At 66.6% G+C, this 25,320-nt stretch carries 27 protein-coding genes; 3 read left to right on the forward strand and 24 right to left on the reverse strand.

What is annotated here, in order from left to right; all coding sequences use genetic code 11:
• Positions 1 to 75: 75 nt before the first annotated feature.
• The 16 genes from ACWEVR_RS31145 to ACWEVR_RS31220 form a co-directional block, all read right to left on the reverse strand.
• Entirely contained in the window at positions 76 to 339 is a 264-nt protein-coding gene (locus ACWEVR_RS31145; RefSeq protein ID WP_452469822.1) for a hypothetical protein, read from the reverse strand.
• Positions 332 to 886 carry a hypothetical protein gene (locus tag ACWEVR_RS31150; protein ID WP_452469823.1) on the reverse strand — a complete coding sequence of 185 codons (555 nt, stop codon included), beginning with the start codon at positions 884 to 886 and terminating at the stop codon, positions 332 to 334. Before ACWEVR_RS31150 ends, ACWEVR_RS31145 begins: the two co-directional genes overlap by 8 nt.
• Before the next feature lie 12 nt (positions 887 to 898).
• A complete protein-coding gene (locus tag ACWEVR_RS31155) occupies positions 899 to 2,545 on the reverse strand; it encodes a peptidoglycan DD-metalloendopeptidase family protein (protein ID WP_452469824.1) in 1,647 nt (548 codons plus the stop codon).
• Between the two features lie 82 nt (positions 2,546 to 2,627).
• Positions 2,628 to 4,343, reverse strand: coding sequence for a hypothetical protein (locus ACWEVR_RS31160; RefSeq protein WP_452469825.1), 1,716 nt, complete (start codon positions 4,341 to 4,343; stop codon positions 2,628 to 2,630).
• Positions 4,340 to 5,812, reverse strand: coding sequence for an SCO6880 family protein (locus ACWEVR_RS31165; protein ID WP_452469826.1), 1,473 nt, complete (start codon positions 5,810 to 5,812; stop codon positions 4,340 to 4,342). Before ACWEVR_RS31165 ends, ACWEVR_RS31160 begins: the two co-directional genes overlap by 4 nt.
• A complete protein-coding gene (locus ACWEVR_RS31170) occupies positions 5,809 to 7,284 on the reverse strand; it encodes a hypothetical protein (RefSeq protein WP_452469827.1) in 1,476 nt (491 codons plus the stop codon). Before ACWEVR_RS31170 ends, ACWEVR_RS31165 begins: the two co-directional genes overlap by 4 nt.
• The gene (locus ACWEVR_RS31175) at positions 7,281 to 8,072 is read right to left on the reverse strand and encodes a hypothetical protein (RefSeq protein WP_410874683.1); all 792 of its coding nucleotides are present in this window, start codon (positions 8,070 to 8,072) and stop codon (positions 7,281 to 7,283) included. The genes ACWEVR_RS31170 and ACWEVR_RS31175 overlap by 4 nt, the downstream gene beginning before the upstream one ends.
• Before the next feature lie 15 nt (positions 8,073 to 8,087).
• The gene (locus tag ACWEVR_RS31180; protein ID WP_452469828.1) at positions 8,088 to 8,726 is read right to left on the reverse strand and encodes a hypothetical protein; all 639 of its coding nucleotides are present in this window, start codon (positions 8,724 to 8,726) and stop codon (positions 8,088 to 8,090) included.
• A 28-nt stretch (positions 8,727 to 8,754) separates the two neighbouring features.
• Positions 8,755 to 9,048, reverse strand: coding sequence for a hypothetical protein (locus tag ACWEVR_RS31185; protein WP_378870327.1), 294 nt, complete (start codon positions 9,046 to 9,048; stop codon positions 8,755 to 8,757).
• Position 9,049: 1 nt separating this feature from the next.
• Positions 9,050 to 9,349 (reverse strand): hypothetical protein, encoded by a 300-nt coding sequence (locus ACWEVR_RS31190; RefSeq protein WP_452469829.1) that lies wholly within the window; start codon positions 9,347 to 9,349, stop codon positions 9,050 to 9,052.
• The gene (locus ACWEVR_RS31195; RefSeq protein ID WP_452469830.1) at positions 9,346 to 9,999 is read right to left on the reverse strand and encodes a DUF6668 family protein; all 654 of its coding nucleotides are present in this window, start codon (positions 9,997 to 9,999) and stop codon (positions 9,346 to 9,348) included. The genes ACWEVR_RS31190 and ACWEVR_RS31195 overlap by 4 nt, the downstream gene beginning before the upstream one ends.
• 1 nt (position 10,000) lies before the next feature.
• Positions 10,001 to 10,714 carry a hypothetical protein gene (locus tag ACWEVR_RS31200; RefSeq protein ID WP_452469831.1) on the reverse strand — a complete coding sequence of 238 codons (714 nt, stop codon included), beginning with the start codon at positions 10,712 to 10,714 and terminating at the stop codon, positions 10,001 to 10,003.
• Between the two features lie 135 nt (positions 10,715 to 10,849).
• On the reverse strand, positions 10,850 to 12,355 hold the full coding sequence (locus ACWEVR_RS31205) for a cutinase family protein (protein WP_452469832.1): 1,506 nt from the start codon (positions 12,353 to 12,355) through the stop codon (positions 10,850 to 10,852).
• A 73-nt stretch (positions 12,356 to 12,428) separates the two neighbouring features.
• The gene (locus ACWEVR_RS31210; protein WP_452469833.1) at positions 12,429 to 13,568 is read right to left on the reverse strand and encodes a lipase family protein; all 1,140 of its coding nucleotides are present in this window, start codon (positions 13,566 to 13,568) and stop codon (positions 12,429 to 12,431) included.
• Between the two features lie 3 nt (positions 13,569 to 13,571).
• The gene (locus ACWEVR_RS31215) at positions 13,572 to 14,813 is read right to left on the reverse strand and encodes a cutinase family protein (RefSeq protein ID WP_452469834.1); all 1,242 of its coding nucleotides are present in this window, start codon (positions 14,811 to 14,813) and stop codon (positions 13,572 to 13,574) included.
• On the reverse strand, positions 14,810 to 15,625 hold the full coding sequence (locus ACWEVR_RS31220; RefSeq protein ID WP_452469835.1) for a hypothetical protein: 816 nt from the start codon (positions 15,623 to 15,625) through the stop codon (positions 14,810 to 14,812). The genes ACWEVR_RS31215 and ACWEVR_RS31220 overlap by 4 nt, the downstream gene beginning before the upstream one ends.
• A gap of 760 nt (positions 15,626 to 16,385) precedes the next feature.
• Here ACWEVR_RS31220 and ACWEVR_RS31225 point away from each other — a divergent pair.
• Positions 16,386 to 17,189: an MmyB family transcriptional regulator gene (locus ACWEVR_RS31225; RefSeq protein WP_452469836.1), complete on the forward strand. Its 804-nt coding sequence runs from the start codon at positions 16,386 to 16,388 to the stop codon at positions 17,187 to 17,189.
• An 862-nt stretch (positions 17,190 to 18,051) separates the two neighbouring features.
• On the opposite strand, the gene ACWEVR_RS31230 is transcribed toward ACWEVR_RS31225, so the two are convergent.
• From ACWEVR_RS31230 to ACWEVR_RS31265, 8 genes are all read right to left on the reverse strand, one after another.
• A complete protein-coding gene (locus ACWEVR_RS31230; protein ID WP_452469837.1) occupies positions 18,052 to 18,204 on the reverse strand; it encodes an SDR family oxidoreductase in 153 nt (50 codons plus the stop codon).
• 154 nt (positions 18,205 to 18,358) lie between these two features.
• Complete coding sequence (locus ACWEVR_RS31235; protein WP_452469838.1) at positions 18,359 to 18,550, reverse strand: hypothetical protein; 192 nt, start codon at positions 18,548 to 18,550, stop codon at positions 18,359 to 18,361.
• Positions 18,551 to 18,654: 104 nt separating this feature from the next.
• Complete coding sequence (locus ACWEVR_RS31240; protein WP_452469839.1) at positions 18,655 to 19,296, reverse strand: hypothetical protein; 642 nt, start codon at positions 19,294 to 19,296, stop codon at positions 18,655 to 18,657.
• Between the two features lie 241 nt (positions 19,297 to 19,537).
• Entirely contained in the window at positions 19,538 to 20,152 is a 615-nt protein-coding gene (locus ACWEVR_RS31245) for a DUF6907 domain-containing protein (protein ID WP_452469859.1), read from the reverse strand.
• Positions 20,153 to 20,249: 97 nt separating this feature from the next.
• Positions 20,250 to 21,221, reverse strand: coding sequence for an SAM-dependent methyltransferase (locus tag ACWEVR_RS31250; RefSeq protein ID WP_452469840.1), 972 nt, complete (start codon positions 21,219 to 21,221; stop codon positions 20,250 to 20,252).
• Between the two features lie 175 nt (positions 21,222 to 21,396).
• Complete coding sequence (locus ACWEVR_RS31255) at positions 21,397 to 21,705, reverse strand: hypothetical protein (RefSeq protein WP_410877451.1); 309 nt, start codon at positions 21,703 to 21,705, stop codon at positions 21,397 to 21,399.
• Positions 21,706 to 22,098: 393 nt separating this feature from the next.
• A complete protein-coding gene (locus ACWEVR_RS31260; RefSeq protein WP_452469841.1) occupies positions 22,099 to 22,578 on the reverse strand; it encodes a DNA-directed RNA polymerase subunit beta in 480 nt (159 codons plus the stop codon).
• A 317-nt stretch (positions 22,579 to 22,895) separates the two neighbouring features.
• Positions 22,896 to 23,081, reverse strand: coding sequence for a hypothetical protein (locus ACWEVR_RS31265; RefSeq protein ID WP_452469842.1), 186 nt, complete (start codon positions 23,079 to 23,081; stop codon positions 22,896 to 22,898).
• 579 nt (positions 23,082 to 23,660) lie between these two features.
• Between ACWEVR_RS31265 and ACWEVR_RS31270 the strand changes: the two genes are divergently transcribed.
• Together ACWEVR_RS31270 and ACWEVR_RS31275 are read left to right on the forward strand one after the other, a co-directional pair.
• Positions 23,661 to 24,569 carry a hypothetical protein gene (locus tag ACWEVR_RS31270; RefSeq protein ID WP_452469843.1) on the forward strand — a complete coding sequence of 303 codons (909 nt, stop codon included), beginning with the start codon at positions 23,661 to 23,663 and terminating at the stop codon, positions 24,567 to 24,569.
• A gap of 131 nt (positions 24,570 to 24,700) precedes the next feature.
• Positions 24,701 to 25,138, forward strand: a complete 438-nt coding sequence (locus tag ACWEVR_RS31275) for a GNAT family N-acetyltransferase (protein WP_452469844.1) — start codon at positions 24,701 to 24,703, stop codon at positions 25,136 to 25,138.
• Positions 25,139 to 25,320 lie beyond the last annotated feature (182 nt).

Below are 25,320 nucleotides of genomic sequence, written 5' to 3' on the forward strand. Positions count from 1 at the left end.
GAACGTGTTGTGGGCCATGATGCGAACTGGCACGGCATACCAACCCCAAATCAGGGTCGCCGCGGCTTGACAACATCATTGAGAATCTCCTCGAAACAAGCGGTGGTGGGTCAGAGGTCGGATTCGACGTAGTGATCCGGCAACAGCGGCGGACGCGGCAGGACAGGAATTTCGCCGGTACGGTTCACGGATCAGCTGCGTGAAATCGGCGGTGACGTTCTGGATCGCGGTCACCATCCGGTGACGAGCGATCCTCGAACCTGCACTGCCGGAACAGTTTTGCGCCGCCGCGACCGGAATCGTGGTCGCGTGGCCGCTCGGTTGCGTGGTTTCAGCCATGGCCGGTCACCGAGTCGATGCGATAGCTCGACATCCGCCACCCCTGCGTCGTTTCCGTCACCGTGACGGTGACCTGCATACGCCGGTAGAGGGTGGTGGAACCGTCACGGTGGAGTACCTGTTGGGCCACCGTCGCCGCGACCGTGGTCTTCTCGTCAAGCCTTGTCGGCTCGGTCTCGACCAGGGCGGTGACGATGTCGTTGCTGTCACGCCATCCCGCCCACTCGAGTGGCGCCTGCCCGGTTGCGGATGCACCGGTCGCGGCGGCGGCAAGATCCCCCGTCAGCCACGGCGCGGCGCGGGAAAGTGCCGCGCCCGGACTGGTGTCAGTGCGGGGCTGCCAGGAGAACATCGCGGCCAGTCCCATCTCGACCGCGGCCGATGGGTCGGCGTCGGCGAGGGTCGGACCCTCGATATGAGAGTGCGATGGTGTCGGGGACGAGGCTGTGGATGCGTCGTGGTCGTGATCGGCCCATAGCGCGGCAGTGAGTCCGATCAGCACGGCTGCCAGGGCGGTCGCCGCGAGCCCGAGGGGTAGTCGCTTCATCATCGGTTGTCCTCAGCTCATCGTGGTCGACATCTGGGCGGCCATCGCGAGGATGCTGGCCACATACGGGCGAGTCTGGACTTCGTAATCCGCTGAACCGCTGGGGAATCCACCCGAGCGCAGGACCGCGCCCTCGCCAGCGTTGTAACCGGCGAGGTAGAGCTCGACGCCACCGTTGGGTGCAGCGACTTTGCCCTGCGCGATCCAGGTGTCGACGTGGTCGGCGATGTCGCACATGTAGCGGGCTTGGCCGATGATCGCGTCCCCGTCGTCCCACACACTGGCGACACCGTTGTTGTCGGCGTCGATCACATACGGGCGCCCGTCAGAAGCCAACGCGGCGGCGGTGCCCGGCAGAAACTGCGCCAGCCCCTGCGCACCAGCCGAGGACGTCAGCCCGCGCTGATACCCGGACTCTTGTTTGCCCTGGGCAGCCAGCAGCGACGCGCTGACCTGCGGGCACACGGTGCCGCCGCGGCGATACCACGGCTCCAGCTCCGAGGGGACGGCGCCGGGCGCGAGATCGGCTTCACCGGCGTTGGGTCCACACTTCGACGTCGTGTTGGTACCGGGGTCTGTCCCGGCCGAGCCGATCGGTGAGCCATCGGGGTATCCCCCGCCCAGCGTGGTGACGTGCACGTGGTCCATATGGTTGGCAGTGGCCCCGCCCCGGTCTTCCATGAGGTTGAACTCGCCGTTAGTGCCGTGGAAGGTCTGACGCCAGATCAGGTAGTCGATCCGCAGCGCGACCGCGTTGGTCAGCACGAACTCGACGATCTGATCACCGAGGGCTTTGCCGTTACCAGAGGTCGGATCGGGAATCATGATGTCGATCGCGCGACCGCTGGGGTGGTCGGGTAGATCATCGGCACGCCACCCGTCGATGTCACGCACCTGTGGAAACTGTTGAACGATGGTGCGCGCCAGCCGGATCGCGTCGACCTGCAACCCGCTCTCGGTGCCTACAGAGGTCGGCATCGGGGCAAGCTCCACGCTTGCCGCCGTGCCAGCGTCGACCACGGCACTCTCGCGACGCGACTGCTGCGTCGACGGCGCGGCACCCGTCGAGCCGACCGTGTCGGTCGAGTCCGGGCCACTCTGCAGCCACGGCATGGGATCGATGGCGATGCCACCGCCGAATCGGCCTCCGCCGGTCCAGATTTCGAGATGCAGGTGCGCTCCGTCGGGGCCCGCGGGGACGGTTTCGCCGTTGTAGCCGACGGCCGCGATCAGCTGCCCGATGTGCACGCTTTGGCCTTGTTCGACGCGGACGTCGTCGGCGAACATGTGGCCGTAGACCGAGGACACGGTCGCCCCGTCGATGTTGTGGTCGATAACCACCCAGATCCCGAACCCACTCGCCGCCCCGGCCCGGCTTACGACGCCGTCGGCGACAGCGTAGATGGGCGTCTTGGACGCTGCGGCGAAGTCTTGGCCTTGATGTTGGGTGCCCCAGCGCATTCCGAACCCTGAGGTCAGGGTGTAGGTGCCGTGCGTCATCGGCATCGCTCTCGCGCCGTTGGTCTCCGGACTCGTGCCAACCGGCCCGGCCGTCGGTGCACATCCGCGTTCCTCGGTGCCGACGGCGAGCAGCAGGACCAGCAGTAAGAGCAGGACCACGCCCACAATCGCGACGCTCCCGCGAGCGACGCCGTTCATCGCGCCACCTGCCATCTGGGGATCGCGCGGCCACGCGAACACAGCTCTCGGATGCGCCGTGAACAAGGCCGAAGGGCGGTCATCATCGGCCACCAACCCGTGTGGTGGGGTTTTGGGGGAGGTTGTCGAATCGTCGATTGGTGTTGTGGACCTGTGTAGTCCGCTCAGTAGGTGTGAAGTTCATCCGGAAGGCCACGCCGGGTTCGGCGGCTTCGCCGGTTTTCAGCAGGAAGCAGCCTGTGCCGGGCGGTGTTTCGCGCCGGTTGGGGTCGAGGTCGTCGTCGGTCGGTGGGCGTGGCGCGGCCCAGGAGGTGATCAACAGTTTCTCGGTGTCGGTGATCCCGACCACGGCCCGGATGCGATCGACTTCCTCCGGGCCGACCGGGCCGATGATCTTGGCGCGGGCGCGTTCGAAGAAGCCGAGCGCTTTGGCTTGTGCCGCAGCGGAATCGAAGGCCGCGAGGTCTTTGATGGTGTGGCTGCACATAATCAGCCCGGTGCCGAATTTGCGGTTCAGTCGGGTGAGCGCGTCGACCCGGTCGACCATGAATTCACCGACGCCCAGGACTCTCCAGATCTCGTCCATGACGACCTCGAAGGTCCGAGGAGGTTGTAGTCCTGCGTCGGCGAGGGCGTGTGCGGCGGCGACTGCACCGAATCCTTCGCTCCAGCAGACCATCAGCACTGCGGCAAGGAGTTTGGTGTCGCCTTCGGGGATACGGGAGACGTCGACACAGACCGCGGGGCTGTCCAGGTCCAGGCGGGTGGTGGTGGGTCCGTTGAAGATGGCCCCGAATGGGCCTTCCACCAGTGCCCGCAGCGATCGGCGCAGTGTTTTGGTGCTGGCTCGGTAGGTGGGCTCGTCGTCGTCTTCGGCGAAGCGGCGCAGTCGGTCACCGCCGGTGGAGATGACCTCAAGCAGGTCTTCCAGTAGCGGTGCGTTCTCGTAGCTGAATCCGCCCGAGGGGCTGTAGAGCTCGCGTAGCCCGGCGGCGATGAGGGTTTCCTCGTAGTCGGCGACCCGGGAGCCGCGCACGAGTTCGATCAGTCCGGCCACGATGTTGACTTGGCCGGCTTCGACGCGGGCGGTGACTTGGCGGCGCTGATCGGGATCGGGCAGGCGATCGACGATCGATCCGAGAGCGCCGACATCGAGGGGGTTGAGGGTGCCGTGCCCGTAGCCGACATCGACGACCTGTCCGCCCAGGCGTAAGACGAGGTCGCGGTAGTCGGGTTTGGTGTCGCCCATGCACAGCACGGTCTCGCCCGCCGCGACCGCCCCGGTGACCATGCGCCGGATCAGCGACGACTTGCCGAAACCGTTGAGCGCCAACACGAACGCGATGGGCGCACTGATGAATCCGCGCAGGAACCACGACATCGGGTCGAAATGCACAGGGGCACCGGTGATGTAGTGCGCGCCCACCGGGGTGCCGACGGTGGGGGCGCTCGCACCGACCGAGAACGGCCACAGTCCCGAGACTTGGACGGTGGTGGCACGCCACTCCGGGGTGGCGGGTACGACAGCAGCTCGGCCGCCGCCCGGCCCGCGGTAGCCGCGGTCGGTGAGCGATTCCAGCGATCGGTCGAAGCCATCGCCGGCGCCGTGTGTTTCGGTGCGTCGGGCGGCAGAGTCCCGGCGATGATCATCGCTCGATATCGCCAGTCGCGCCCACCAGCCACGGATCCCGGGCCGGGCGGCAGCGGCTTCGGTCGCCGCGCGCACGGACGGTGTCAGAACGCGGATGCCCGCGACGGATTCCGTACGCCGACGGTCTGTGGTGTCGGTATCGCTCATCCGCTCACCTTTTTGGGAATCGAAGAATGCTCCGGCAGCACAAGCCCGATCCCCAGCGAGGCGGCGAACGCCGACGCTTGGAATCCGTAGCAACGCCGCACCGAAAGCCGCGACGCCGCGCTCATCGCCTTGACCGATGCCTCGATACCGGGCAGGTCCCCGTCGAGGTGGTCGGTGACGGTGACCAAGACCCCGAAACGGGTCAATCCGGCCCCGCGTGCCTGCTCCTCGCGCGATGCCTGGGTGTTGCCGACCCGGATGCGGGCCGAGGCGCTGGCGATGCCGCGTTCGGTTTGCTCGGCCGCGACCGCATCACGGAAGTCCGAATCCACCAGGTTGGTCGCTTCGGCCGCCGAATGCAGCCGGTACACGATCGCCACTCGCTTGCGCGGCACATCCGCGCGCGGGCGCAGCAATTCCTCGAGGACGGTTTCCATCACCGCACCGCGTGGAGCCGCGTCCATCTCCCAGGTGACCGAGCGCGCCCCGTCGTGCATGTACTGGTCCCACCGATCCACATGCGAGATCGGCCCGACCGAATCCCAGGACTGGGTCTCGACCAGCTGCGCGCCCGCGGCCTCGACGTCACGCTGAGAGGCGAGGTCGTAGCGGGTACGTACCAGGGCCAGGACTTCCCATGCCTGAAGAGGTGTCGCGGGCAGCCCGGCACGCGCGAGCTGGGACAACGCGCCTTGCAGACGTTGCCCGATCTCGCGGGCCTGTTCGGCTTCGTTGCGACGCACCCTGCCTTTGCCGATCGCGCGGTAGGTCAACGCGATCCGGGCCTCGATCCGCACCCCGACCCCGCCGGTGTCGGCGGCGGCCTCCGCCATCACCGCGCGCGCGAACTCCGGTGCCTGCGGGCGGACCAGGCGGGTGACTTCCCTGCCCTGTTTGAGGCGGGTTTCGACGACGTTGTCCAGCACCGCGGTCACCGCGACCACTTCCCCGCCTCGGCTCTGTGCCGCCAGGAATTGCCCATAGCCTTCGACCCACGCGTCGATCTGTGGCTGATCCACCAACTCCTTGCCGCGCGGGATCACCCGCAACACGACCGTGTAGTGATCGGAGCGACGAATGTGCAGCATCCCGAAACGCCTGCCACCGGCGGTCTCGTACTCCGACAGCCGCGAATCAGCCAGCAGCCCTGGAAGTTTCGCGATACCGGGGATCCGGGCGAACCGCCCCGACCGGTACAGCAATTCGCCTCTGTTGCGAGCGGCGGCGAACTGGACACGCAGTAGCGCCCATTCCCACCCGGTGCGACCGTCGATGGTGAGTGCCAGCGGCGCGAACACCGCGAGCGCCCCGACCACGAGTCCAGCCGAGATGCTCACCGATCGGGTGATCAGGAACGCGGCCATGATCATGACGACCAGGCCGAGTCCGACCATCGACACACCCCAGGTCAACCCGAAGAATCCGGCGCTGCGGGGACGTTCCCACCTTCCGTACATGCGTGTGCTCATCGCCGCACCTCCCCCGGACTCAGCGAATCGGGGTTCCATCCCCCATCAGCGGCGTCACGGGTCTGCGACTCGATCGCCGAAACTGCTTGGTCACCAACGCTTTTGATTGCCTGAGCGGCCATCACGATGCCACCGGCCGCGCCCCCGGCCGCCGGAGCACCACCCGCCTCCGCGCCCGACCCTTGCGAACTCGACACCGATGACCTGCCCGCAGGCGCTGCCGGACGAGCTCCGCCGCTGCCGCCGGAGCTGGTGGAACTGCCGGTTGCGACGCCGCCGGTGCTCGACGCAGGTGCAGGTGCAGGTGCAGGTGCGGAACCGTCATCACCGCCGCCGAGCGGACGGCCCCCGCCACCGCCGCCACCCTCGCTGGGTCCGCCGCCACCGCCACCGCCGCCCTGGCTCGGTCCCCCAGGGGGTCCCGATCCATCGGCAGCGTCTTCCCCTTCGCTGACTGTGCGGGCGCTGCCTCGATCCCCCGCCGCTCCCATAGCCACGCCTGCCGCGCCGCCGGCCAGCACTGCGCTTGCCCCACCGCCACCGCCGAGCGTGGAGACCGCGGGTGCGATCATGCGTACCAGCGCGGGCAACACGACCACGCTCATCATCAGCAGGATCAAGCCCAGCATGATTTGCTGCGGGTCGGTCTGTTCTTCGTCGCCGATAACCGTGAACGCGATCGCATAGACCAGCGCACCGGCCGGTTTGAACAGCACGAACGCCAACGACCACGAGAGCAATTTCTTGTAGGACTGCGAGCCCGGTCCGGTTCCCGATGCCGCGGCGGCGAGCGGAATCACCGCGACCGCCAGGATCAGCAGCGCTTGCCGCATGACCAGCATTACCAGTTGGATCAGCGTGCCGATCAAGCCGAGTAGGCCGATGATCAGCAGGACACCGGCGCCGAGACTGGCTTGGCCGCTCTTCTGGTCGATTGCGGTCAGTCGGTCGACCGCTGTGATCAAGTCGCCGTCGGTGACGGTGAAGATCACCCAGTTGGAAAAGTTGTCTCCGGCCCGTGTTCCGGTAGTGACCAGCACCGCGAAAGCCATCGACATGAAGCTCGCCCGTGCGAGCATCATGAAGCTCTCCTGCGCTTCGCCTGCGACACCGCCGCGTTTGGCCAGTGCCAGTCGCGCTGCGGCGAACATGATCCCGGCGATCAGGAACAGCACTTGCAATCCGCTGCTGTAGTCGCGCACCGCGCTCAATGCCGAACCGGGCTCGCCGGAGGCACCGGTCAGCTGTGGTGAGGGGAAGTTCGTCCACCACGCCATCGCGATCCGGATCATGCGCGCGTAGCCGTCGATCAGGACCTCGACGAGGTCGTCGAGGACCGATGTCGCAGCGTCCTCGGCGACCTGGGCGACCTGCTCGCATGCCTGCTGCGGACCCAACGGGATGTCACACAGATCAGGTACTTGCTCGCGGACACCCCCGAATGCCCTGGCCGAGTGCACGGTCGGGCTCACGAGGCGGTCCTCCACGTGCCGAATCCGGTAAGCGAGGCGGCGTATGTTCCTGGACCCCAAAGTGTTTCGATGTCGGAGGGCACCGACACACGCCAGTCACCGTCGATCCAGATCATCGGCCACCGCGCGATGCGGTAACCCAGGCCATCACGGATGGCGAATTCGATGACCGCGTAGTCGCTGCTGTAGCCCGACGCGATGCGCACTCCATCGGGGACGGTGACATAACGTGCGGCATCGGGGGTCCGAGCACGCGAGCGCGCGAAACGGTCCGCCAAACCCTGTCCGCCGCCGTAGTAGCGCTCGGAAACGACGCGTTGCCAGGTGCGATCCGGGGCGGCGAGCGCGCGACCCAACGCGTCGGCCGCGGCCAGCGCGGCACCTTGCGGCGTGCGGGCGAAGCCCGAGGCGATGCCGTCTGCGATCGCGGACGGGCCGTCGCTGGCCGAGACCGGCAGCGCCGCGCCGCCCCATCCGCGCTGCCAGCGCAGCTGCGCGGGTGCGGTGGACAGGTAGTCCGGCCGGGTCGGATCCGGCCGCGCGCCGGGATCGGGCACCACGATGGTCCCAGCGTCACTGTCGGGGATGTCGAGGCGATTGCCGAACAGGTCCGAGGCCGATTCCCGCCTCGCGGTCGAAGACGGCGGGCTGGTCGTCTCGGTAGACGTGCTCGACGGCACGGAGGGCCCGGATTGCTGGGGGTCGCGGGTGATCGTGACGACGAACACCGCAATGACGACGGTGGTGATGGCCGCGAGCAGGATCAGCAGTAGTCGGTGAGATCGCATGGGGTGGAATCGCTTTCAGCGTGGTTCGAACGCGACGAGCTCGGGTGGGGTGAGGGCGACGGCTGCCACAGCGGGCACGGCGGCGGGGTTCGTGTCAGGTAGCACCAAACGCCAGTCCTCGTGCTGCCACAGCACGGCGGTGTGGTGGCGAGTAACCGAGTTGTCCGGATGTAGGGCGTACAGGTCGACGTCGGTGGCATCGGGGTTGTAGCGGGTGATGTGGTAGCCGAGTAGTTTCGGTCCACCGTCGGTGATCGGTGCGGTGATCGAGATCCGGGCGCGGGCGACCGCCCAGGCGTCGCGCCTGGGACCGGCGGCGAGCATGGCCGCACCGATCCGCGGCCATTGGCCGTCGTTAGCGACCGAAATCCGCACGCTGGCCTGCGTCGCCGCCAGGGCAGCTCCCACCGGCGATCTGTCGAACCCGCTGGCCACGGCCGCGTCGATGCGGTGTGGGCCTTGATCGGTGACCGGTAGCGCGATGCCTTGGAAGGGTTGCCACCGCAGTCCGGTCGGGGTGGTCTGGGTCTCGGAGGCCGTGGCGGTGGGATCGGTGTCGTCGGGGTTGTCGGCGCTGCATGCCCCGAGTGCGGCGGTTACCCCCACGACAGCGACCACCAGCAGGCGGTGAAGGTGAATTCGGTTGGTAAGCATGAAGATCGGTCTCCTCGTTTTGGGGCGCTCAGGTGGGTGGGAGGACGGCCAGTGCCAGGGAGCTGGCCATACCGAGCAGTGCCGCGCCGAGTAACGCGCCGGCGAGTCCTTCGAGGCTTTCCTCGCGGTAGAGGCGGATCCCCAACAGCCCGCCGACCCAGATCGTGCGGGCGATGCACAGCACCAGCACGCACCAGGCCAGATATCCCAGCAGTTGGGTCAAAGGCGACAACACGTTCGCGGGCAGCGGTTCGGCGTGGACCGTCGTGGTGAGTGTCGGGGTGGGCGGCATCGACGCCAGACCCGTAGCGGCGCGGCTCATCTCAGGAGCCTCCGCTGACGACTGCGTTCATGAGCTGCCCGGCGGTGGTGGCCAGAATTCCGCCGAAGAGCGCGCCAAGCAGGATCTTCGGGGATTCGACCGCGCCGCCGTGCCAGCGCTCCCACCCGAATTTCCCGCCCGCGTAGATGATCGCGGTGATCCCGGCGAGCGTGACGAACCAGGCTAGGTAGTTGACCAGGTTGATCACCTGGCTCGCCCCGGGAGGGGCTGTGGGGGTGATCTTGATTTCTTGTGCCAGCACGGTGACGACGTCACCGATGGCTGCGGCGAAACTCATCATGTCCTCTCCGGATCTGTTGTTGCCGTTGGGGAATGGGTGGCGGCTAGGCGGGTGAGGATCTGCGATCCGGCGCGGTGGACGTCGGCGGGTACCGCGGTACGCAGTCGGGTGCGGCGCGGCGGTGGCGGGTCGAACGGGTGAAACTCGGCCAGTTCGGTCAGTTCGGTGGTGACGAGCTCGTCGTGCCAGCCGATGTCGTAGACCGACTCGACCAAATCGGTGACCACCGATCGGTAGCGGCGCACCACTGCGGGGACCGCGCCGGGGCGTGGGGCGGTCAGGACAAGGCCGATGACTTCCACACCGGCGGGGGCGAGTCCGGCGTGCCATTGCCGGAGCCGATCCGCGGCGGCGGTGAGGCCGGGCATGCACAGCCGCGCGGCGATGAGTACCAACTGGGTGGTAGCCGGTGAGGCAGGCCAAGCCAGTCCGGTATCGGCCGCAGGTGCCCACCAGCGGGCCAAGGTGGACGTGGCGGCCCCTCCGTGTGCGCCCAGGACTGTCCACAGCGGTGGATGAGCGGCGGTAATCGGCAGCGGATCGGTTCGGATCGGTGCTGAGAATTCCGGCGCTGACAGTGTGTGGGGATCCAGTCGGGCGCCCGTCGTGGACGGTGTTGTGTTGTCCAGATGCTCAGCGGCTGAGGTCATCTCAGGCTCGCTTCTGGATGTTGATGATCAACACATCCCCGTGGGGAGTGGTCTGGGTGTTAATCAGTTGTAGGTAGTCGATGCGTCGACCATCGGGATGGCGTTCAACAAGGTGCACCTCGGCGGCGGTGTCGGCGATCGGGGTGATCGCGACGCAGTGCGTCGTCCCCGGGGGGATCGAGGCGATCCCGTCGGTCAGGGCAGCCGCGCTGAGTCCTGCCTCTGGGGCAACCAGGCGTAGCGCGGCCTCGGCGTCGCGGCGCTGGTAGTAGGCGTGTTCGAACGCCGCGATCACGCCGGGCACCGATCGGATGTCGCCGACACCGTCGGTCACCGTGGGACCGGACAGTCCCACGCACGCGTCCGCGATCACGGCTCTCGTCGTCGTCGTGGGTGGCGCGGCGGTCAGCGTGGGAATGGCGGTGTCGGATCGGTCGCTCACCGTGGCGATCCCCGCGCCGATCAGCACGCAGGCGACGGCCACAGTCACCGCGAACGCGAGTGCGAGCCACACCGGCCGACGACGTGGACGATGCGTTCGCCTGTCCGGGACGGGAACGTCGGACTTCTCGCTGTGGTCGTCGATCCACTCCCACTTGTCGCCGCCCTCAGGTCTCCGCTGAGCATCGATGCCTGGAATCGATTGCAGGACCGTAGGTTCGGCGTCCAACCAGTTCGCGCCGTGGTCGTGGTCGATGGGGGTGTTGTCTCGCATGGCTGGTCGTCACCTCCTCGTGGATGTGGACTCGGTTGTTGGGTGGCCCCTCCGGGCGGGTCTCCAAGGATCAGGAGCAGCGGACTGTGTTTCGGGTACGTCGGCTGGTCCTGCCCGCCCGAAGGGGCCTGGGGGTCAGCGTCCGGTGGTGGCCGGGGACTGACCGGTCGAGGGTGCCGCCGGTGTCGTGGGTGAGGAGCGCGGCGTCGGCGGAGCGGTAGAGGTGCTCGATCGTGGAGGCGAGGTCGTCGGCCCGCCAGACTGTGAGGTCGTTGCCGTGGGTACGTCACGGGCGACGGCGATGAACCAGTTCGCTACCGTGCGCAGCGTCGAACTGCCGCTGGCAGCGGCGGAGACCGTGTCGTAGGAGCCGTGGCGCCCGGTGGTGGCGCTGTATTGGGCGGTCCCTGCCAGGGTGTAGAGCTGATCGGGTTCGGTGACGGTGCTGGTGATCGCGGTGTATGCGTCCTCGATCCACCGACTGGCGGTCTGCGGTGGGATGAGTTCGACGACCGCGCCGGCGAGTTTCGCGCCGAGGACCGCGACCGCGGCGAGTGGATCGGCCATGCCGACGGTGGCCAGCTCGGCCACGGTGGCCGGGGTGATCACCGTGCGCGCCACTGTGATCGCGGCGTTGAGCCCGATCGTGCCGAGTTTGAACAGCGCCCCCAACGCGTCGGTCTGGCTCGGTGGTGTCGTCGCGGGGTCGGAGGCTTCGGCCACGCGTTGGCCGAGGGTTTTGCTCGGCTGGTAGGACAGTTGGTCCAGGCTGGTACCGGACAGGTCCTCGTTCACCACGCCGACCGCGGTGGTGAACACCGTTGCCGCCAGCGCGGTGGCGATGGTGGAGATCGCCGCGATCGGATCACCGGTCTCGGTGCGGGCAGCGATATTGGCCGCCGCGGTGGCCAAAGGACTTCCCGACGGGGTGTCGCAGGTGGCGTCACCGGCCACACACAGGTCCGCGACCCTACCGATCAGCTTCCCGAAGTCGACGACACCGTCACCGGCCGCGGCGATCCCCGCTCCGGTCAGCGTCGGATTGAGCAGGGTGATCTTCGACACCTGCGTTCCGGCGGTTCCTGGTGCCGCTGACGGTGTCGTCGACTGCGGCAGGCCGGGCAGGACCGCGGTGGCGGCGGTTCGCGAGGGATTGGCTAGGAGCGCGACTGCGGCGACCTGGTCGGGATTAATGCGGGTGTTCCCCGCCCCGACCTTTTCGGCAAACTGGGCGGCCGAGGCTGCTCCATGGGCGTATCCGGCCACGGCCAACCGCGTGCTGGGGCAACGGGTGAGGATTTCACCGGCCATGTCTTCCAGGCGTCGCGCGGCGTCATCGACGGCGTTGTCATAGGTCAAGGTGGTGCCGTCGTCGCTATGCCCGTAAGGCACGTAGGCGCGCTGGACGAGCTCGCCCGCCGAGGCCGTGACCGGGCCGAAGAGTTGTCCGAGCGCGCCGGTGTCGCTGCCGGTGTCGACCGAGCCTTCTTCGCTGCCCTGCACGCCCAGCGCATACAGGGCAGGGCAGGTGTCGGTGACGTCGGGTTCAGCTGTCGCCGTAGTTGTTCCGGTAACGGTGCCGACCAGCATGAGCAGGATCGCGGCGCTGCGGAGTCGAGTGCGGATGTGAGGAAAATGCATGGGTATCACCTCGATCGGTTGTGCCTGCCCGCCTCGCGTGGCGAGGGGTGCGCGAGGCGGGCAGACACGGCATTCAGGTGGTCTGGGACTCAGCCGATCGGCTGGGTCTGGTGGGCCGTCGCAGCAGTGCGGCGCCCAATCGAGTCAGGGCCTCCGGGGCGCCTTCGACAGCCGCGCGGGCATGATCGGTGGCGTATTCGCGCCAACTCAGATCGACGTTGAGGACGCGGTATTCGGCGAACAATCCCCGGCTCATGGCGATCGGGATGAGAGCGTCCTCGGTGCCGTGATAGAGGTGGACCGGCACCTGCGGGGCATGGTGGGCCGCGGCTTCTGCGGCCAAGACGTAGCGCCACAGCGGGTCGTTCCACGGTTCGCGGCGCTCACACCATGTCCCGATCGGGATGTGGCGGTAGGAGTCGAGCAGTTGCTCGGCGGTCAAGGTCTGCGCGTGGGCCAAGCTGCGGCGTCCGTCCTCGGTCAATACATGGGTGACGGGCAGGCGGGCAAAGGCGCCGCTCAGTCCGACCATGGCCGCCATGACCAGCCCGGACCAGGGGCCGCCATTGAGCTCGGCGACCAGAGCACGCGGGTTGGCCGGCACAGCACCGGCGGCGACCCCGCGCAGATCCACCTCCGGGGCATAGATCGGGTGGTGCTCGGCGGCGAAGATCGCCGTACGACCGCCATCCGCGTAGCCCCAGATCACGAACCCGCCGGAGACGTCGAGGTCACCGATGGCGGGCAGGGCGCGGGCCAGATCGAGCACCGTGTGCGCCCCCGCGACCCCGGCCAGGAACGGGTACGTGCCCAGTCCGGTCATACCCAGGCACTGTCCGTCCGGGATCGCCACGGCCCACCCGCGTTCCAACGCCGCGGCGACGTCGGCCAGCACGGGGTCGGCGACAGCCTCTGGCAAGACCTGCGACGGCGCGACGGCTCCGCCCAGGCCACGAAAACTCGGGCAGTACAGCAGAGTAGAGGTGGCTGTCGAGCCCTTCGGGGTGAGCACGAGCGCCGAGGCCGGTATGGGGGCGTGGGCGCTGGTGCGGGTGGAATACACCACCTGCCACGCCTTGGCAGCGCCCGCCAGCGCCTTGACCTGAACCTCGCGAGCGCGCAGCAGCTCTCCCGCGCGCTGGGTGAAGTCCTCGGCCACAGGCCGATAGAACAGGTCATCGCCAGTGGATTCGGCGTTCGCCTGGGTGCTCATGGGCTACCGTCCTGCGATGTCGTGGGCGAGAGCGACCATCCACGCCACGCCGGTGGCGAGTTGGCCGGTGGTCGCGTAGTTGTTGTGGCGGCCGACGGTGTCGCCGTAGCGCGCCAGCACCACCGGGTTGATCAGATCGGCGTTGTCGGCCAGCACCTGGCCCCCGGCCGCCGCGAGTTGACCGGCGAGCTGGGGCAGTACCGCGACCGGGTTCGCGGTGGCGGTGGCAACGATCTCTGCCCACCTGGCCGCGGCGGCTGCGCTGTCGGGGGCGGTGGTGCGCGGGTCAGCCGCCTGGACCAAGCGGGCCGCGAGGCCCTGCTGCGGGCGGTAGTCGACCGTGTCGGCGCCGACGAGGAAGTCCTCGAGGATCGCCGTCGACCAGGCGTCTCCGAGTGCAGAGTGCAACAGCTCGTTGACGGTTCCCAGCGCCGCGATCGGGTTACGTAAATCGGTCTGTGCTGCGATCTCGGCCCCGACTCGCAGGAACGCGGCACGGTCGGGGGCAGAACAGGCCAGATCCCCGTCGGTGCAAATGTCGGCGACACGGCCCGCGAGGGCGCCGAAGCTGCTCGACCCGGCAATACCTGCTCCCCCGGCAGGCGGGTTGCTGATCGCTACCTGCGATACCGCCGCTCCACTGGTACCGGGGGCGGGATCCGGCACGATCTGGCCGGGCCGCCCCGCGATCACCGGCGAGCCGGGAGCGCGGTCGGGGTTGGCGTACAGCGCGATCCCGGCGATTCGGTCCGCGCCGATCGGCCCCGACCCCGCCCCGATGTCGGCGGCGAAGTTCGCCATCGCTTGCGCCCCTTGCGAATACCCGACACCGGCGATCATCGTCTCCGGGCAGGCGTCGGCGATCTCGGCAGCGGCGGCGTCGAGCTGATTGCGGGCGTCGGTAACCGACACCGCGTAGGGGTCGGGGCCACCACCGGGGACAGCACCGCCGAAACCCGCGCCGTAGGCAATGTAGGACCGTTGCACGAGCCCGGGAGCTGCGCGCAGGACCGGGGCGATGAGTGCCCCGACCACTCCGGTGTCGGCGAGCGGGTCCGCGGTCGGCGAGGACTGGCCGGTGCCCTGCACCCCCAGCACGTACAGGGCAGGACACCCTGGGCCGATCGGCACTGCCGCGGCGGGAGAATCGGTGAAGGTCGCGACGCCGGACCCGACGGTTCCCGCGACCGCGAGTGCCGCCACCGTCCGTGCCACGCTACGGGTGGACCGGGTGAGGGCCATCATGGTTGCCCCACCCCGACACCGGCACCGAAGCCGGCACCGACAGTCCCCGCCGCCACGGCACCGACAACCCCGACCGGGACACCGGCCACCGCCGCACCAGCGGCAGCACCAGCGGCGGCACCCAGAGCTGTCCCGGCGACACCGGAGGTCACCGTCCCGACCACCGGAACCGGTACAAGGGTGCCCAGGGCAGCTCCGGCGATTCCGCCGACGGTGCCGCCCACCAGACCGCCGACCACGGCTCCGGCGACAGCCGCGGGGGCTCCGAGGGCAACCGCGCCGACGGCGCCGCCGATCCCGGCACCGGCCAGCGTCGCACCGGAGACTCGGTCCGAGCGTCCGGCGGGGATACCGATCGAGTCCAGCGCGGTCGCGACCTGCGCCTCCGCTCCGGCCGCGGTGTCGTTGATCGCGTCGGCGTATTCCGGCGGTACCCAATCCGGGCGTGGAGTCTGCCACTGCCCGACTCGAATTGTGTTCTCCGGCGGCTCGATCGGCGCGACAGGCTCGACCGGCTCCGGTAGATGCAGCTCCTCGATCCGGATCGGTTCGACCGGTGCCTCCGGCGCGGGAGCCGGACGCGAAGGGGCATTACGCACCTCAGGAGGCTGCGTGTAATACACCGGTGGTGCCGGGGCAGGCTCCGGTTGTTCCGGTTCAGGTTCGGGGGTGGGATCCGGTGCGGGCGGCGGGGGCGCTGTGGTGCCCGGCTGCGCCGGGGCCGTCACGCCGGGCTGATCGGCGATCCCAGCCAAGGAGTCGGCGGCATGGGCACCGCCCGCCGCTGCGACCATCACTGCGACCGGAACCAACGCGGCCACCGCAATACGACCCGCGCGACTGGTGGCCGAGGGAGTCCGAAATCGTGCGCTGTCGTCGCAGAATGCCGTCGTTGCATGGTCTACCGACGATGAGGAAAAGGATTTGGGCATGACGAAATAAGCCTTCCCACGGGGGGATCAGGGTTTGAGAGGGGATTCTTGCGCGAGAGGCGCGAGTCGGACTGCCCTACTCCCACAGCGGATCACGCTGCGGGAGAGCGCTTTTCAGACCGTCTCGGTCAGATGAAGGGCACGATCAGACTCAGCACCTGCGACGCGACGAACAGGCCGTTCGACAGCACCGACAGACCTGCGTTGATATAGCCCAGGAATACGAAGGGATCCACGGTCCAGTTCCTTTCACCAGCTTCGGATTTGCAAGTTCAAGGCGAACTCGCAACTCCATCCAAACGCTGTAACACCCTGCAAATCCAGCCTTTTCGGGTATGCAGTCTGCGGTACCGACAACTGCGGTATTTGCGATCTACCGCCGCATCAGCGGATTTGCTGACAATGTGCCGAAGGATGCCGCAGCGGCCAACCTGCCAAAATGCTTGGGGGACAAGTGTGTTCACTACGTCGGGCGTGCGCCTTGGGGCTGCCTCCCCGGCAACCGGATTCGATGACAACGCCGCCCAAGCGGTTGCCGGTGTCTACCCATTCTGGTAAGAACGAACCATCACCTGGGGGCTAACCGTTCAACATAACTTTTTTCGTTCTGTCATGGAAGACCTTGAAGGAGGGGGCTCCGTTGAGTCGCGATCCCACGTCTGGCGCACAATCCGATTCTCAACACTCACTACCGCTGACTGTCCCGACCCTGGGACAGACCTGCCGATTGATCCGTGAGGAGCGCGGTTTCACCCGCGACACCGCCGCCGCACACCTCAGTGTCAGCCGCAGCTATCTCGCCGACATCGAACGAAACCGCCGCACACCTACCGAAGCTTTCCTCGACCACATCATCATCGGCTATGAGCTCGACCCCATAACGGCACGTCACCTGCGCGAATTACGTGCAGCAGCAGTCGATCTCGAACCCACCGCAGTCCTGCGTAAGTCCGTGACCGCTAATGCAGCTCTAATGGCTCACCTGCAGCAGCGCAGCGACCTCGCCGCCTACATCGACTCCGCTTGGACCCTCTTGGCCTGCAATGACGCGTTCCAGGCCGCCGCAGTCGGCCTTTGGCCCGGAAGGTCGATCCCCGTGTGGGTCTTCTCCGAAAACGCCAAGAAGATCTTCCCCGATTGGCCCCACGAAGCCGACCGCACCGCCGCGATCGTCCGCGGCATCGCCGGTCGTTACCGTGAATCCGAACAAGTCCAAACCCTCTTCCACCACCTTCGTCCCGTCACCGAGTTCCAGAACCGCTGGAACGATGGCGTGCACACCGCCTACGGCCGCGACCCCAGCGATCTCACGGAAGTCCATCACCTAGACACCGGACGGACCGCGTCCTACAGCCTCACCCTCACAGCCCAGAGCGAGAACGTCATCCTCCTCATTCTGTCCGAGCACCCCAGGAGAAATCCGGATCCGACTGAGAACAAATAATTCCCGACACGCCGCCCGACACGCCAAAGTAGAGTCACTCAACCCACCAGACCCCGCGGTCTTATTGATCTTGTTCGCCACCTCGACCTGACGGCACAGCCTCGCCATCGATCAGCCGACTACCCCGGTCGGCTACCAGGCGGAGTACCTTGCCGCAGCGGAAACTCGGCGAATCCCGCGACCCGCGTAGGCCATTCCTCCGAAGAGTTTGCTGGTGCAGCAATACATGTAATGGCAAAATGCAACCGCAGCCGCGCTATTAGTAGGGAACGAAATTCTTCGATAATCGGTCTACCAACTGGAGCTGACTATGAACGACGCCAGCGGCACTGTGCCCGAGTTCGAACCTCGCGCGCCCGAGACATACGAGCAGACTTATCCTGTCTCCGTCGGGGCGCTGGCCGTGCGCAAGTCTGAGCGCTGGTATCTCCAACAGTTGCGTGCTGGTCGCTTTCCCGGCCACAAGGCAGGCCGTAGCTGGTACCTCACCGCCGCCGACATCACCGCCGCCATCGAGGAAACTCGCCGACCATCGCCCGGCCGTCGAAAGCCTCAGTCAGCCAATCAGATCCGACCAACCTCAACGCGGCCAGCCCGACGCACCCGACACCGCCGGCCGATTCCCCGCCAGAATCGATGACACACAAACCCACACCTCTGCATGCGCTCGCACGAACTCTTGGTGACCACTGAATGCTCCAGCCTGAGCCGCCCGGGCGCTGCACCGAACAGGGGCAGTCTCACACTGCCTGGCCTCCAGATCAGCGAGCTCAAGCCGACCCTGATTTCGACGCGTTATTGTGAACGTAATCGACTGCGGCACAGCAGGTCTCATCCGCTCACGGGCGGAACCACTTCTGGCTTAGAGGGTTTGGCCTGTGCTCCACCGGGCGTCGTCGCTGACGAGGTAGAAGACGATGTCGGCGATGTCAGCGGGGCGACCTACGCGGCCGAGGGCGCCGTTGGACGAGGCTTCGCGCTGACCGTCGGGGTTGCCGATGAGCCAGGCGTTCATATCCGTGAGTACCTAACCGGGGCGACGGTGATGCCGCGCGGGCCGAGGGCCCGGGCGAGGACGCGGGTGAAGCTGTCGACGGCGCCTTTGGTCATGGTGTCGGGGATCGCCAACCGGGTGACGGCGGAGGACAAATTCACGACGCGGGCCGCCGTCACGGAGCCGGTCGCCTTGCACCAGAAAACAGGGCGCCGACATTGGTGGCGAAGAGAGTGTCGAATGCCGCGGGCGCCATGATGTCGACGCCTTTCATGATGGCCATGCCCGCGCTGTTGACCAGGACGTCCCCGCCCGCGCGGCTGCGTTCTGCACAGAACGTCACCGGGGCGCTGACATTGCGTGCCATCCCGCTGACCATATGTGCCGAATCGCGGGCAGGAGCCTGCGGCGAAACCAGCGACGTTGCCGAACCGAAAGGGCCGCCGCAGTTGTTTGTCACGGGCGGGTGATTCAGCGATGTCGCAATCGGGGTCGCCGCGTGGCGGTCGATGGCCTGGAGCTGTCGGGTATTGCAGGGCTGGGCACACTCTGGTCTGAATGATCGCCGACGAGGACGGCGAAATCGTCAGTTGAGCAAGAGAACTTGGCCAATGCCTGGTCCCGGTCGAGCGGGATGATCCGGCGAGCATCGAGTGAGGCCAACTGGTATCCGGCATCGTAGAGCGCGGGGACGGCCACCTCGGCGACCTGGCGCATGAACTCGAGGTCCGGCGGCTGGGAAGGACCGGCGCCGCCATCGCCGTGTTGCACCATCACCCCGCGCCGTCGCGGGCTGCTCACATCCAGCCACAGCTCCTCGCCATCGGCGGGAGCGCGCATAGCGATACCAGCCTCGGTCAACACCCGGTCGATCCTCGCCAGCAACGACGGCGCGGCCAACGCCCGGTCGGCCTCCTCGGCCAGGCCGAAGTCCGCCAACTCTGCGCGGATCTCCTCGGGTGTCACCCCTCTCTCGATCGCAAAATGCACGCCGCTCATGAGGCGGTAGTCGGCTTGGAGAAAATCCTTGATCTCTCCGGTCAGATCCTCGCGCGCATTCTCACGCTGCTGCTGCGGTGAGGAGATGGGCAGCTCCGGTCTCGCTTCCGTCATGACCCGACACTACGGCCGAAGCTCTGACCGTGCAGCAAATGAAATGTGAATTGCGTTATCACACAACAACAGTGGTCTCGTTGCCGACAACGGGTCCAGGTCCATCCGCTGATCGGCATCGCCGCGCTCTACATCCGCCTGGTGATCCCGAGACGATGCCCGCGAGACACCCCCAACTTCCAACAGACCGTCGGCAATCGCGGCACGCAGGTCGCCTTCGGTGCCGATGACCACGCAACATTCACAAAGTATCCATATGGATACTTTGTGCCCCGAGGTCTGAGCAGTCCAGCAAGTGAGCGATGAGCTTGCACGCCTCATCACCTTCCAGTTCCGTCGCGATCGATTGCACGACCATGCACAGCGAGACTCGACGTGAGCCGTTCTCGTCGAACGCACTCACCCGCGTGCCGATGCTGACACCGAAGCCGCTGTGCCCGGGGACCACCATCGCCAGGTAGGGCCCACGATGTTCGAGGCCGTCCTCGGGATCATCCGGGTCGGGTGCGCGGTGTTCCTCACACCACGAGGGGCAAGGCCCCTCGGCCGGTTCCAGTCGCAAATCCGCGCTACGGAGAAACATATTTGCCGCCGTGCGAGCATCGGCCACCGTCAGCTCCACGACGGCTCCATGAGGGTCGACCAGTTCGATGAAACACTGTCGGCTTTCCGCGCGATCGCGGGCGCAGAGCCGAACAATCACTTTACGAACTACGCCGATGAATACGACCTCGGCGACCTCTATAACCAGCTCCGGACCCCTGTGCGTCCGGCGCCCGGCGTCCGCATCTCGCGCCAAATGCTCGACACACCATGGAGGGCACGAAAGATCAAAGGGCACAGCCACTCCCCACATCAATAGACCACTAATTTTCGGGCCGGCAACTTTCACTGTATCGCCGACCCATCACACTGAGGATCCGATTAACGCCGGTTCCGGTTCGGTCCGTCCTCTACTGCTGTCGTTGTCCGATGGCGGCGTAGGCGCTCAGGCCCCACGCCGCGCGATGGCGGGGCGCGGTCGCAGACACCCGCCGAATACCGTCGCCGTCGCCGTCGCCGTCGCCGCTGTCGCTGTTGTCGTCGTCGTCGCGGTTGAGGGTGGGTGCCCACCGGTGCGGGGCGATCAGACCGGGTACGACGAGCTGGTACCCGGCGAGCATGGCCGTGATCTCGTCTCGTCCGCGTGGGTGGAACGGGACGCCCGCGCGGCGCAGGGTTTCGGCGGCGGCCTGGATGTGGTGGGGGTAGAACTCGTCGGTGAGATGTGTGAGCACGAGCCATGTCCCGACCGGGAATCGTTCGGTCAACGCCGCGAGTACGGCGGGGGCGTCGGGAATCCATTCCGCGGTGCCTGACACGCACACCGCCAACGGTGTCGTCATGTCCATCACCGTGGTGATGTCGCTCAGGATCGCGTCGGTGTCGGTGATGTCGGTATCGGTGAAGAACCGGGTAGGCGGTTCGTGCAGCATCGCGCGACCATGAGTGGCCGCGAGGATGTCGGAGTCGACGTACAGCGTCCGGGCGGTGCTGTTGTGTTGTTCGGCGATGTCGTGGATGTCGGGGGTGTGGGGCAGACCGCACCCGAGTTCGACGAACTGGGATACCCCGTGATGGTCGGAGAGGTATTCGACCGCGCGTCGGGTGAACCGCCGGGATTCGGTGATCGCGGGTCTGATCGTGCTGCTCGCCAGGGCGTCGGCTAGCGCCTGGTCGGGTTCGTAGTGGTCTTTCCCTCGCAGGAACACGCTGTGCAGGCGGGCGGGGGTGGGCTGGTAAGGGTCGATCAGGTTCGGTGGGCGGGTGTCATAGTGGGGGCTCCTGCCGCGTCTGCGACGGAAGGCCCCCGACCAACTCCGGTGCCGGTGGCGAGGGGCGCACTGTGTGGGAGTTGGTCGGGGCCTTCCAGTGGTACCAGTCATGTGGGTGGTGTGGGTGCTCCCGGAGGCCGGTTGGGCGGCCTCCGGGAGCGTTTCCCCACCCTCGAACCGACGCGGCTCGGGGGGTCGCCGGTGCGGGTTCGAGGTATTCAGGTGGTCTTGTGGCGTCGCGGCCGCACTCCTGGTGGGCAGCGTAAAGCTTTGTGATGCAACAGGGTCAGTCCTCGAGATCCTTGAGGCGGTCGTACCCGGCGTCGAGATTGTTGGCGGCTTCGCGACCCTTGTCGGTGATCACGAACTTGCGGTCGGTGCGGTCGGTACCGATGACGACGTAGCCGTCCTCGCCGCCGACCAGGGTGAGGTAGCCGTGTTTGTGGAACCAGAAGAATGCGGCCGAGGCGCTGTTGCGGCGGGGCATTCCGAGCTGTTGGTAGAGGCGTTCGGCCCATTGGGGTTCGCCGTCTTTCATCGCCGTGAGGACGGCTCGCTGGTTGGCGGTCCAGGGTTGGCGGGCATGGGTGCTCACGTGTGGCTGTCTCCGTTTCTCCGGTTGGTCGAGAAGGAAGGTTGGGTGGCCCCGGAAATCGTCGGGAAACGATTCCGGGGCCGCCCTCGCGCAGCGGGCCGGGGGCACTGGGAGGCCGACCGGGGCGCATCGCATCGAGGGCATTCGGTTGGTCGGGGAACATGCGGTGTTCATGCGGTCAGGGTTGGAGGTATAGCCGTTCGTTGGGGAGCCTCGACAGGCCCGCGCAGTGGCTGGGATCGACGGTGACGGTGCCGGGGTGGCGGGCGGTTACCTCGCAGACGAATACGAGCGCGGCCGTCAAGCAGGCGACGAAATCCATTCGTACACTGGGAAATTGGACGGTGAGGTGGATGTCGGGTTCGTCGGGGCAGGGCGAGCGACCGCTGTGGTTCATCGTGGGTGCCGCCCCGGCAAGAGCCCGAGGGCGCAATGGACGACTACCGACCCGGATGGCCGGAACGCGCTGATCGCCGGGGATACCCATGTGCGGACCATCAGCGGGTCTGGTACCGGGGATGGCAACGCGATATCGCCATCACGGATCACCACCACTCGCGCTTCCCATAGCCTCGCCACGCTTTCGGGCTCACGGATCGGCTTGATATCGGAGCGAATTAAGAAGGTCCACATGTCGGCTCGGGGGTGGCCGATGATCGGCAGCGGCGTGATCCCCCGAAATTCGAGGTTGTTTTTGACTCGTCGGGCGAGGTCGGTGGGCATCATCACCGCGCCGACCATCCCTGCCTTCATCGTGATCCGACCGGTTGCCGGGTCGATCACCGTGGGTAGCGAGCATATGCGGCGGTAGAACTCGCAGCGTGATCGCGGTGTTTCGGCGTAAGCCGAGGCGGTTGAACTGGCCTGGGTCATTGGCAATCTCCGCCAGTGTTAGTCGCGGGCGTGGACATCTCGGCGAAGTCGGCCAGTGGCGATCCGGGGACAAACGGGGCGTCCTTGACCCAACCGGCTTCCTTCATCGCAGCCAGCAGCTCGACCAAGTGGGCGAGCGATCCACCCGTTCTGTGTGGGCCGCTGCAGGGTCGGCCGGTCTCATGCGCCATCAGGCGCCGTATCTCTATCGGAGTCAGATCGCCGTCCATCGTTTCTGCAGGGAAGGCGAGATCGTCCGGGTGCCGCCGGAATCACGGTGGTGACGGGCGTGGTCTCGGTAAGCATCACGGGCCCTCTCAGTATTCGGTGTCGGCGCTCGCGTGCGCGTAGGCGGCGATCGATGGCAGGCAGTGCGGACCGTGCTCTCCGTGCGCATTGGCCACCGCGTCAACATCGGCGGGACAGTCGAACTCGCCGGGGTCATCGCGGCAGTCCCCTGTGTTCCTCGTCGGCGGCTGTACGGCCGGATCGATGTGCACCATGTCGGCTCCTGAACTGGGTTTCTCCCTCGCCCGAGGCCGCGTACTCTCAAGGTAAATCTGATGGGTCGCGTTGGGCGAGAACGTATTTCTCAGCGTGTCCGATGCGCGCGGATGATCCCAGCCGAAACGACGTACGGATCCCGTACGGAACCTGTACGGGACCCGTACGGTTTCCCACACCGGGGTTGCAGCTGCAGACAAGGGGCGAGAATGATCGTCAGCAAATGGACAGCAGCACACGTGTACGCACTGCGCGACTACGCGCTGCGCGAAGACCGCGTCGAGTTCGCCGAGCGGCTGGGATTCACCGTCGACGCCATCGTCAAGTGGGAGCGCAGCGCCACCTGGGAAAAACCGGTACGGGGCGAAAGTGCCCGAGCGCTCGACACAGCTCTCGAAATGCTGACCCCCAACCAGTTGGCACGCATGTGTCTGGCACCCGGAATCGAGGATGATGAGGTGAACCGCAGGCAATTCGGCTTCGGCACGGCGATCGTCGGCGCGACGCTGGTAGTCGCTCCCGCCACAGCACAGGCTGTGGTGTCAGGGCAGCGAATCGGATTCGACGATGTCCGTGCGTTGGTCGACTACACCGAGGCGATCGAACAACGCGATCAACGCGAAGGTGGCGCCAACCTCGTAGACGAAGCACGCACCGCGCTGGCAGTGGCACGCCAGCAGCTCGATGTCGCGATCTGCGATCCGATCACCGGTACCGCAGCGGCGAGCGCGGTCGGAAATCTCGCCGTCATCACAGGCTTTCTCGCATACGACGCCGACAAAAACGAGCTGGCGCGCGATTGCTATTCAGTGGCCATGGAACTGGCGAGTCGATCCGGAGACGACGAACTCACTATTCACACCTTGTGTAACAAGGCCAACCAGGAAATCGCGCTGTCACGGTACGGCCGCGGCAACCCTCATCTCGCCCTCCAGAACATCGCCCGCGCCGATCACCTCGCCCGGGACTGGCGGCCCGGCCGCATCCACGCGCTCATCAGCGTGCGAGAAGCCCAGGCTCGCGCGAGAATCGGAGACCACGACGGATTCCGCAGCGCGATGGACAACGCACACCGATCACTCGACACCGCACTCAACACCGAGCTGATCACCCATTGCCCGCGCTGGCTCAGGTTCGTCGATCCCGGTGAGCTCGCCGGCCACGAAGCCCGTGCCTACAGCGACCTCGGTGATCACCGTGCTGCGCTGAATCTCTACGAAACCGCTCTACAAGGCCAAGGCCGCCGCAACGAGACCAACGCCGCCGCGTGGCACGCCTCCACCCGAGCTGCTATCGGCGATCTGCACGGCGCACTCGAAACCGCAGAGCCGGTCCTGGCTGCGATGGAAGGCTCCATCCTGGGCCGGCCTGCAGTCGCATCAACCCGATCGCTGCGGGTTCTGGCACCGATCCGTCAGATCGCGGGTGCGGGAGACGCATTCATCGACCGCTACGACAAGCTCGACAAGAAGGCCCTGACCGCGTGACCGGCTTGAACTTCCACCGCTACGACGCAGCTGGCGCCCGCGCGCACCGCGATCTCGTCGAAGATATCTTCCGCCGTTCCTACAGTGCTGCGATCGCCGATGGAGACCCGTTTGAAGCGCCGGAAGCCTTTATGGCCAGATTCGACGCCTACACCGCTCCCCACAGGGCGGGCGGATTCGAGCTGGTCACCGTCACGATCGATGACACTGTCATCGGTCAGACCTGGGGCTGGCCACTTGCACCGAACTCGGGGTGGTGGCACGGACTTCACCTAGACGACCCCGACGCCGACCATGCCGCATTCGTAGACGAGTCCAACCATCGGACCTTCGCACTCAGCGAGATCATGGTCGCCATCACTCACACCGGCCGCGGAATAGCGCACTCCCTCCACGACGAACTCCTCTCCACCCGCACCGAGGAACGCGCGACCCTGCTCGTCGACCCCGAGAACCGCGACGCGTACACCGCGTACCGCAAATGGGGTTGGACGCGAGTCGGAACGTTGACGCCCGATTGGCCCGACGCACCGACGTTCGACGTACTCACATACCCACTCGCCCGGTAGGACCCTCACACCAGCGTGGTTGAGTGCCGGGCTCTGGGCCTGATGAAACAGACAGAGCACCAAACCATCCTGTGGATAGACCTGTGCATAGTGTGGGGATAAAAGGTATTCCGCTTGTGCACAAGTGGTGGACAACTTCACGGAAACCATCCACAACCTCACATAAGACCTGGTCGAAGCGA

This window comes from Nocardia sp. NPDC003979, assembly GCF_053605015.1.

Bases quoted from the DNA above. Each gene is read 5' to 3' on its own strand.
- ACWEVR_RS31250 (WP_452469840.1), bottom strand. From the start codon at position 21,221: ATGACTGGTACCACTGGAAGGCCCCGACCAACTCCCACACAGTGCGCC.
- ACWEVR_RS31185 (WP_378870327.1), bottom strand. From the start codon at position 9,048: ATGAGCCGCGCCGCTACGGGTCTGGCGTCGATGCCGCCCACCCCGACA.
- ACWEVR_RS31160 (WP_452469825.1), bottom strand. From the start codon at position 4,343: ATGAGCGATACCGACACCACAGACCGTCGGCGTACGGAATCCGTCGCG.
- ACWEVR_RS31235 (WP_452469838.1), bottom strand. From the start codon at position 18,550: ATGGCACGCAATGTCAGCGCCCCGGTGACGTTCTGTGCAGAACGCAGC.
- ACWEVR_RS31150 (WP_452469823.1), bottom strand. From the start codon at position 886: ATGAAGCGACTACCCCTCGGGCTCGCGGCGACCGCCCTGGCAGCCGTG.
- ACWEVR_RS31205 (WP_452469832.1), bottom strand. From the start codon at position 12,355: ATGCATTTTCCTCACATCCGCACTCGACTCCGCAGCGCCGCGATCCTG.
- ACWEVR_RS31145 (WP_452469822.1), bottom strand. From the start codon at position 339: ATGGCTGAAACCACGCAACCGAGCGGCCACGCGACCACGATTCCGGTC.
- ACWEVR_RS31275 (WP_452469844.1), top strand. From the start codon at position 24,701: ATGGCCAGATTCGACGCCTACACCGCTCCCCACAGGGCGGGCGGATTC.
- ACWEVR_RS31180 (WP_452469828.1), bottom strand. From the start codon at position 8,726: ATGCTTACCAACCGAATTCACCTTCACCGCCTGCTGGTGGTCGCTGTC.
- ACWEVR_RS31200 (WP_452469831.1), bottom strand. From the start codon at position 10,714: ATGCGAGACAACACCCCCATCGACCACGACCACGGCGCGAACTGGTTG.
- ACWEVR_RS31230 (WP_452469837.1), bottom strand. From the start codon at position 18,204: ATGAACGCCTGGCTCATCGGCAACCCCGACGGTCAGCGCGAAGCCTCG.
- ACWEVR_RS31260 (WP_452469841.1), bottom strand. From the start codon at position 22,578: ATGACCCAGGCCAGTTCAACCGCCTCGGCTTACGCCGAAACACCGCGA.
- ACWEVR_RS31215 (WP_452469834.1), bottom strand. From the start codon at position 14,813: ATGATGGCCCTCACCCGGTCCACCCGTAGCGTGGCACGGACGGTGGCG.
- ACWEVR_RS31245 (WP_452469859.1), bottom strand. From the start codon at position 20,152: ATGTGGGGAGTGGCTGTGCCCTTTGATCTTTCGTGCCCTCCATGGTGT.
- ACWEVR_RS31240 (WP_452469839.1), bottom strand. From the start codon at position 19,296: ATGACGGAAGCGAGACCGGAGCTGCCCATCTCCTCACCGCAGCAGCAG.
- ACWEVR_RS31195 (WP_452469830.1), bottom strand. From the start codon at position 9,999: ATGACCTCAGCCGCTGAGCATCTGGACAACACAACACCGTCCACGACG.
- ACWEVR_RS31155 (WP_452469824.1), bottom strand. From the start codon at position 2,545: ATGAACGGCGTCGCTCGCGGGAGCGTCGCGATTGTGGGCGTGGTCCTG.
- ACWEVR_RS31175 (WP_410874683.1), bottom strand. From the start codon at position 8,072: ATGCGATCTCACCGACTACTGCTGATCCTGCTCGCGGCCATCACCACC.
- ACWEVR_RS31190 (WP_452469829.1), bottom strand. From the start codon at position 9,349: ATGATGAGTTTCGCCGCAGCCATCGGTGACGTCGTCACCGTGCTGGCA.
- ACWEVR_RS31265 (WP_452469842.1), bottom strand. From the start codon at position 23,081: ATGGTGCACATCGATCCGGCCGTACAGCCGCCGACGAGGAACACAGGG.
- ACWEVR_RS31165 (WP_452469826.1), bottom strand. From the start codon at position 5,812: ATGAGCACACGCATGTACGGAAGGTGGGAACGTCCCCGCAGCGCCGGA.
- ACWEVR_RS31210 (WP_452469833.1), bottom strand. From the start codon at position 13,568: ATGAGCACCCAGGCGAACGCCGAATCCACTGGCGATGACCTGTTCTAT.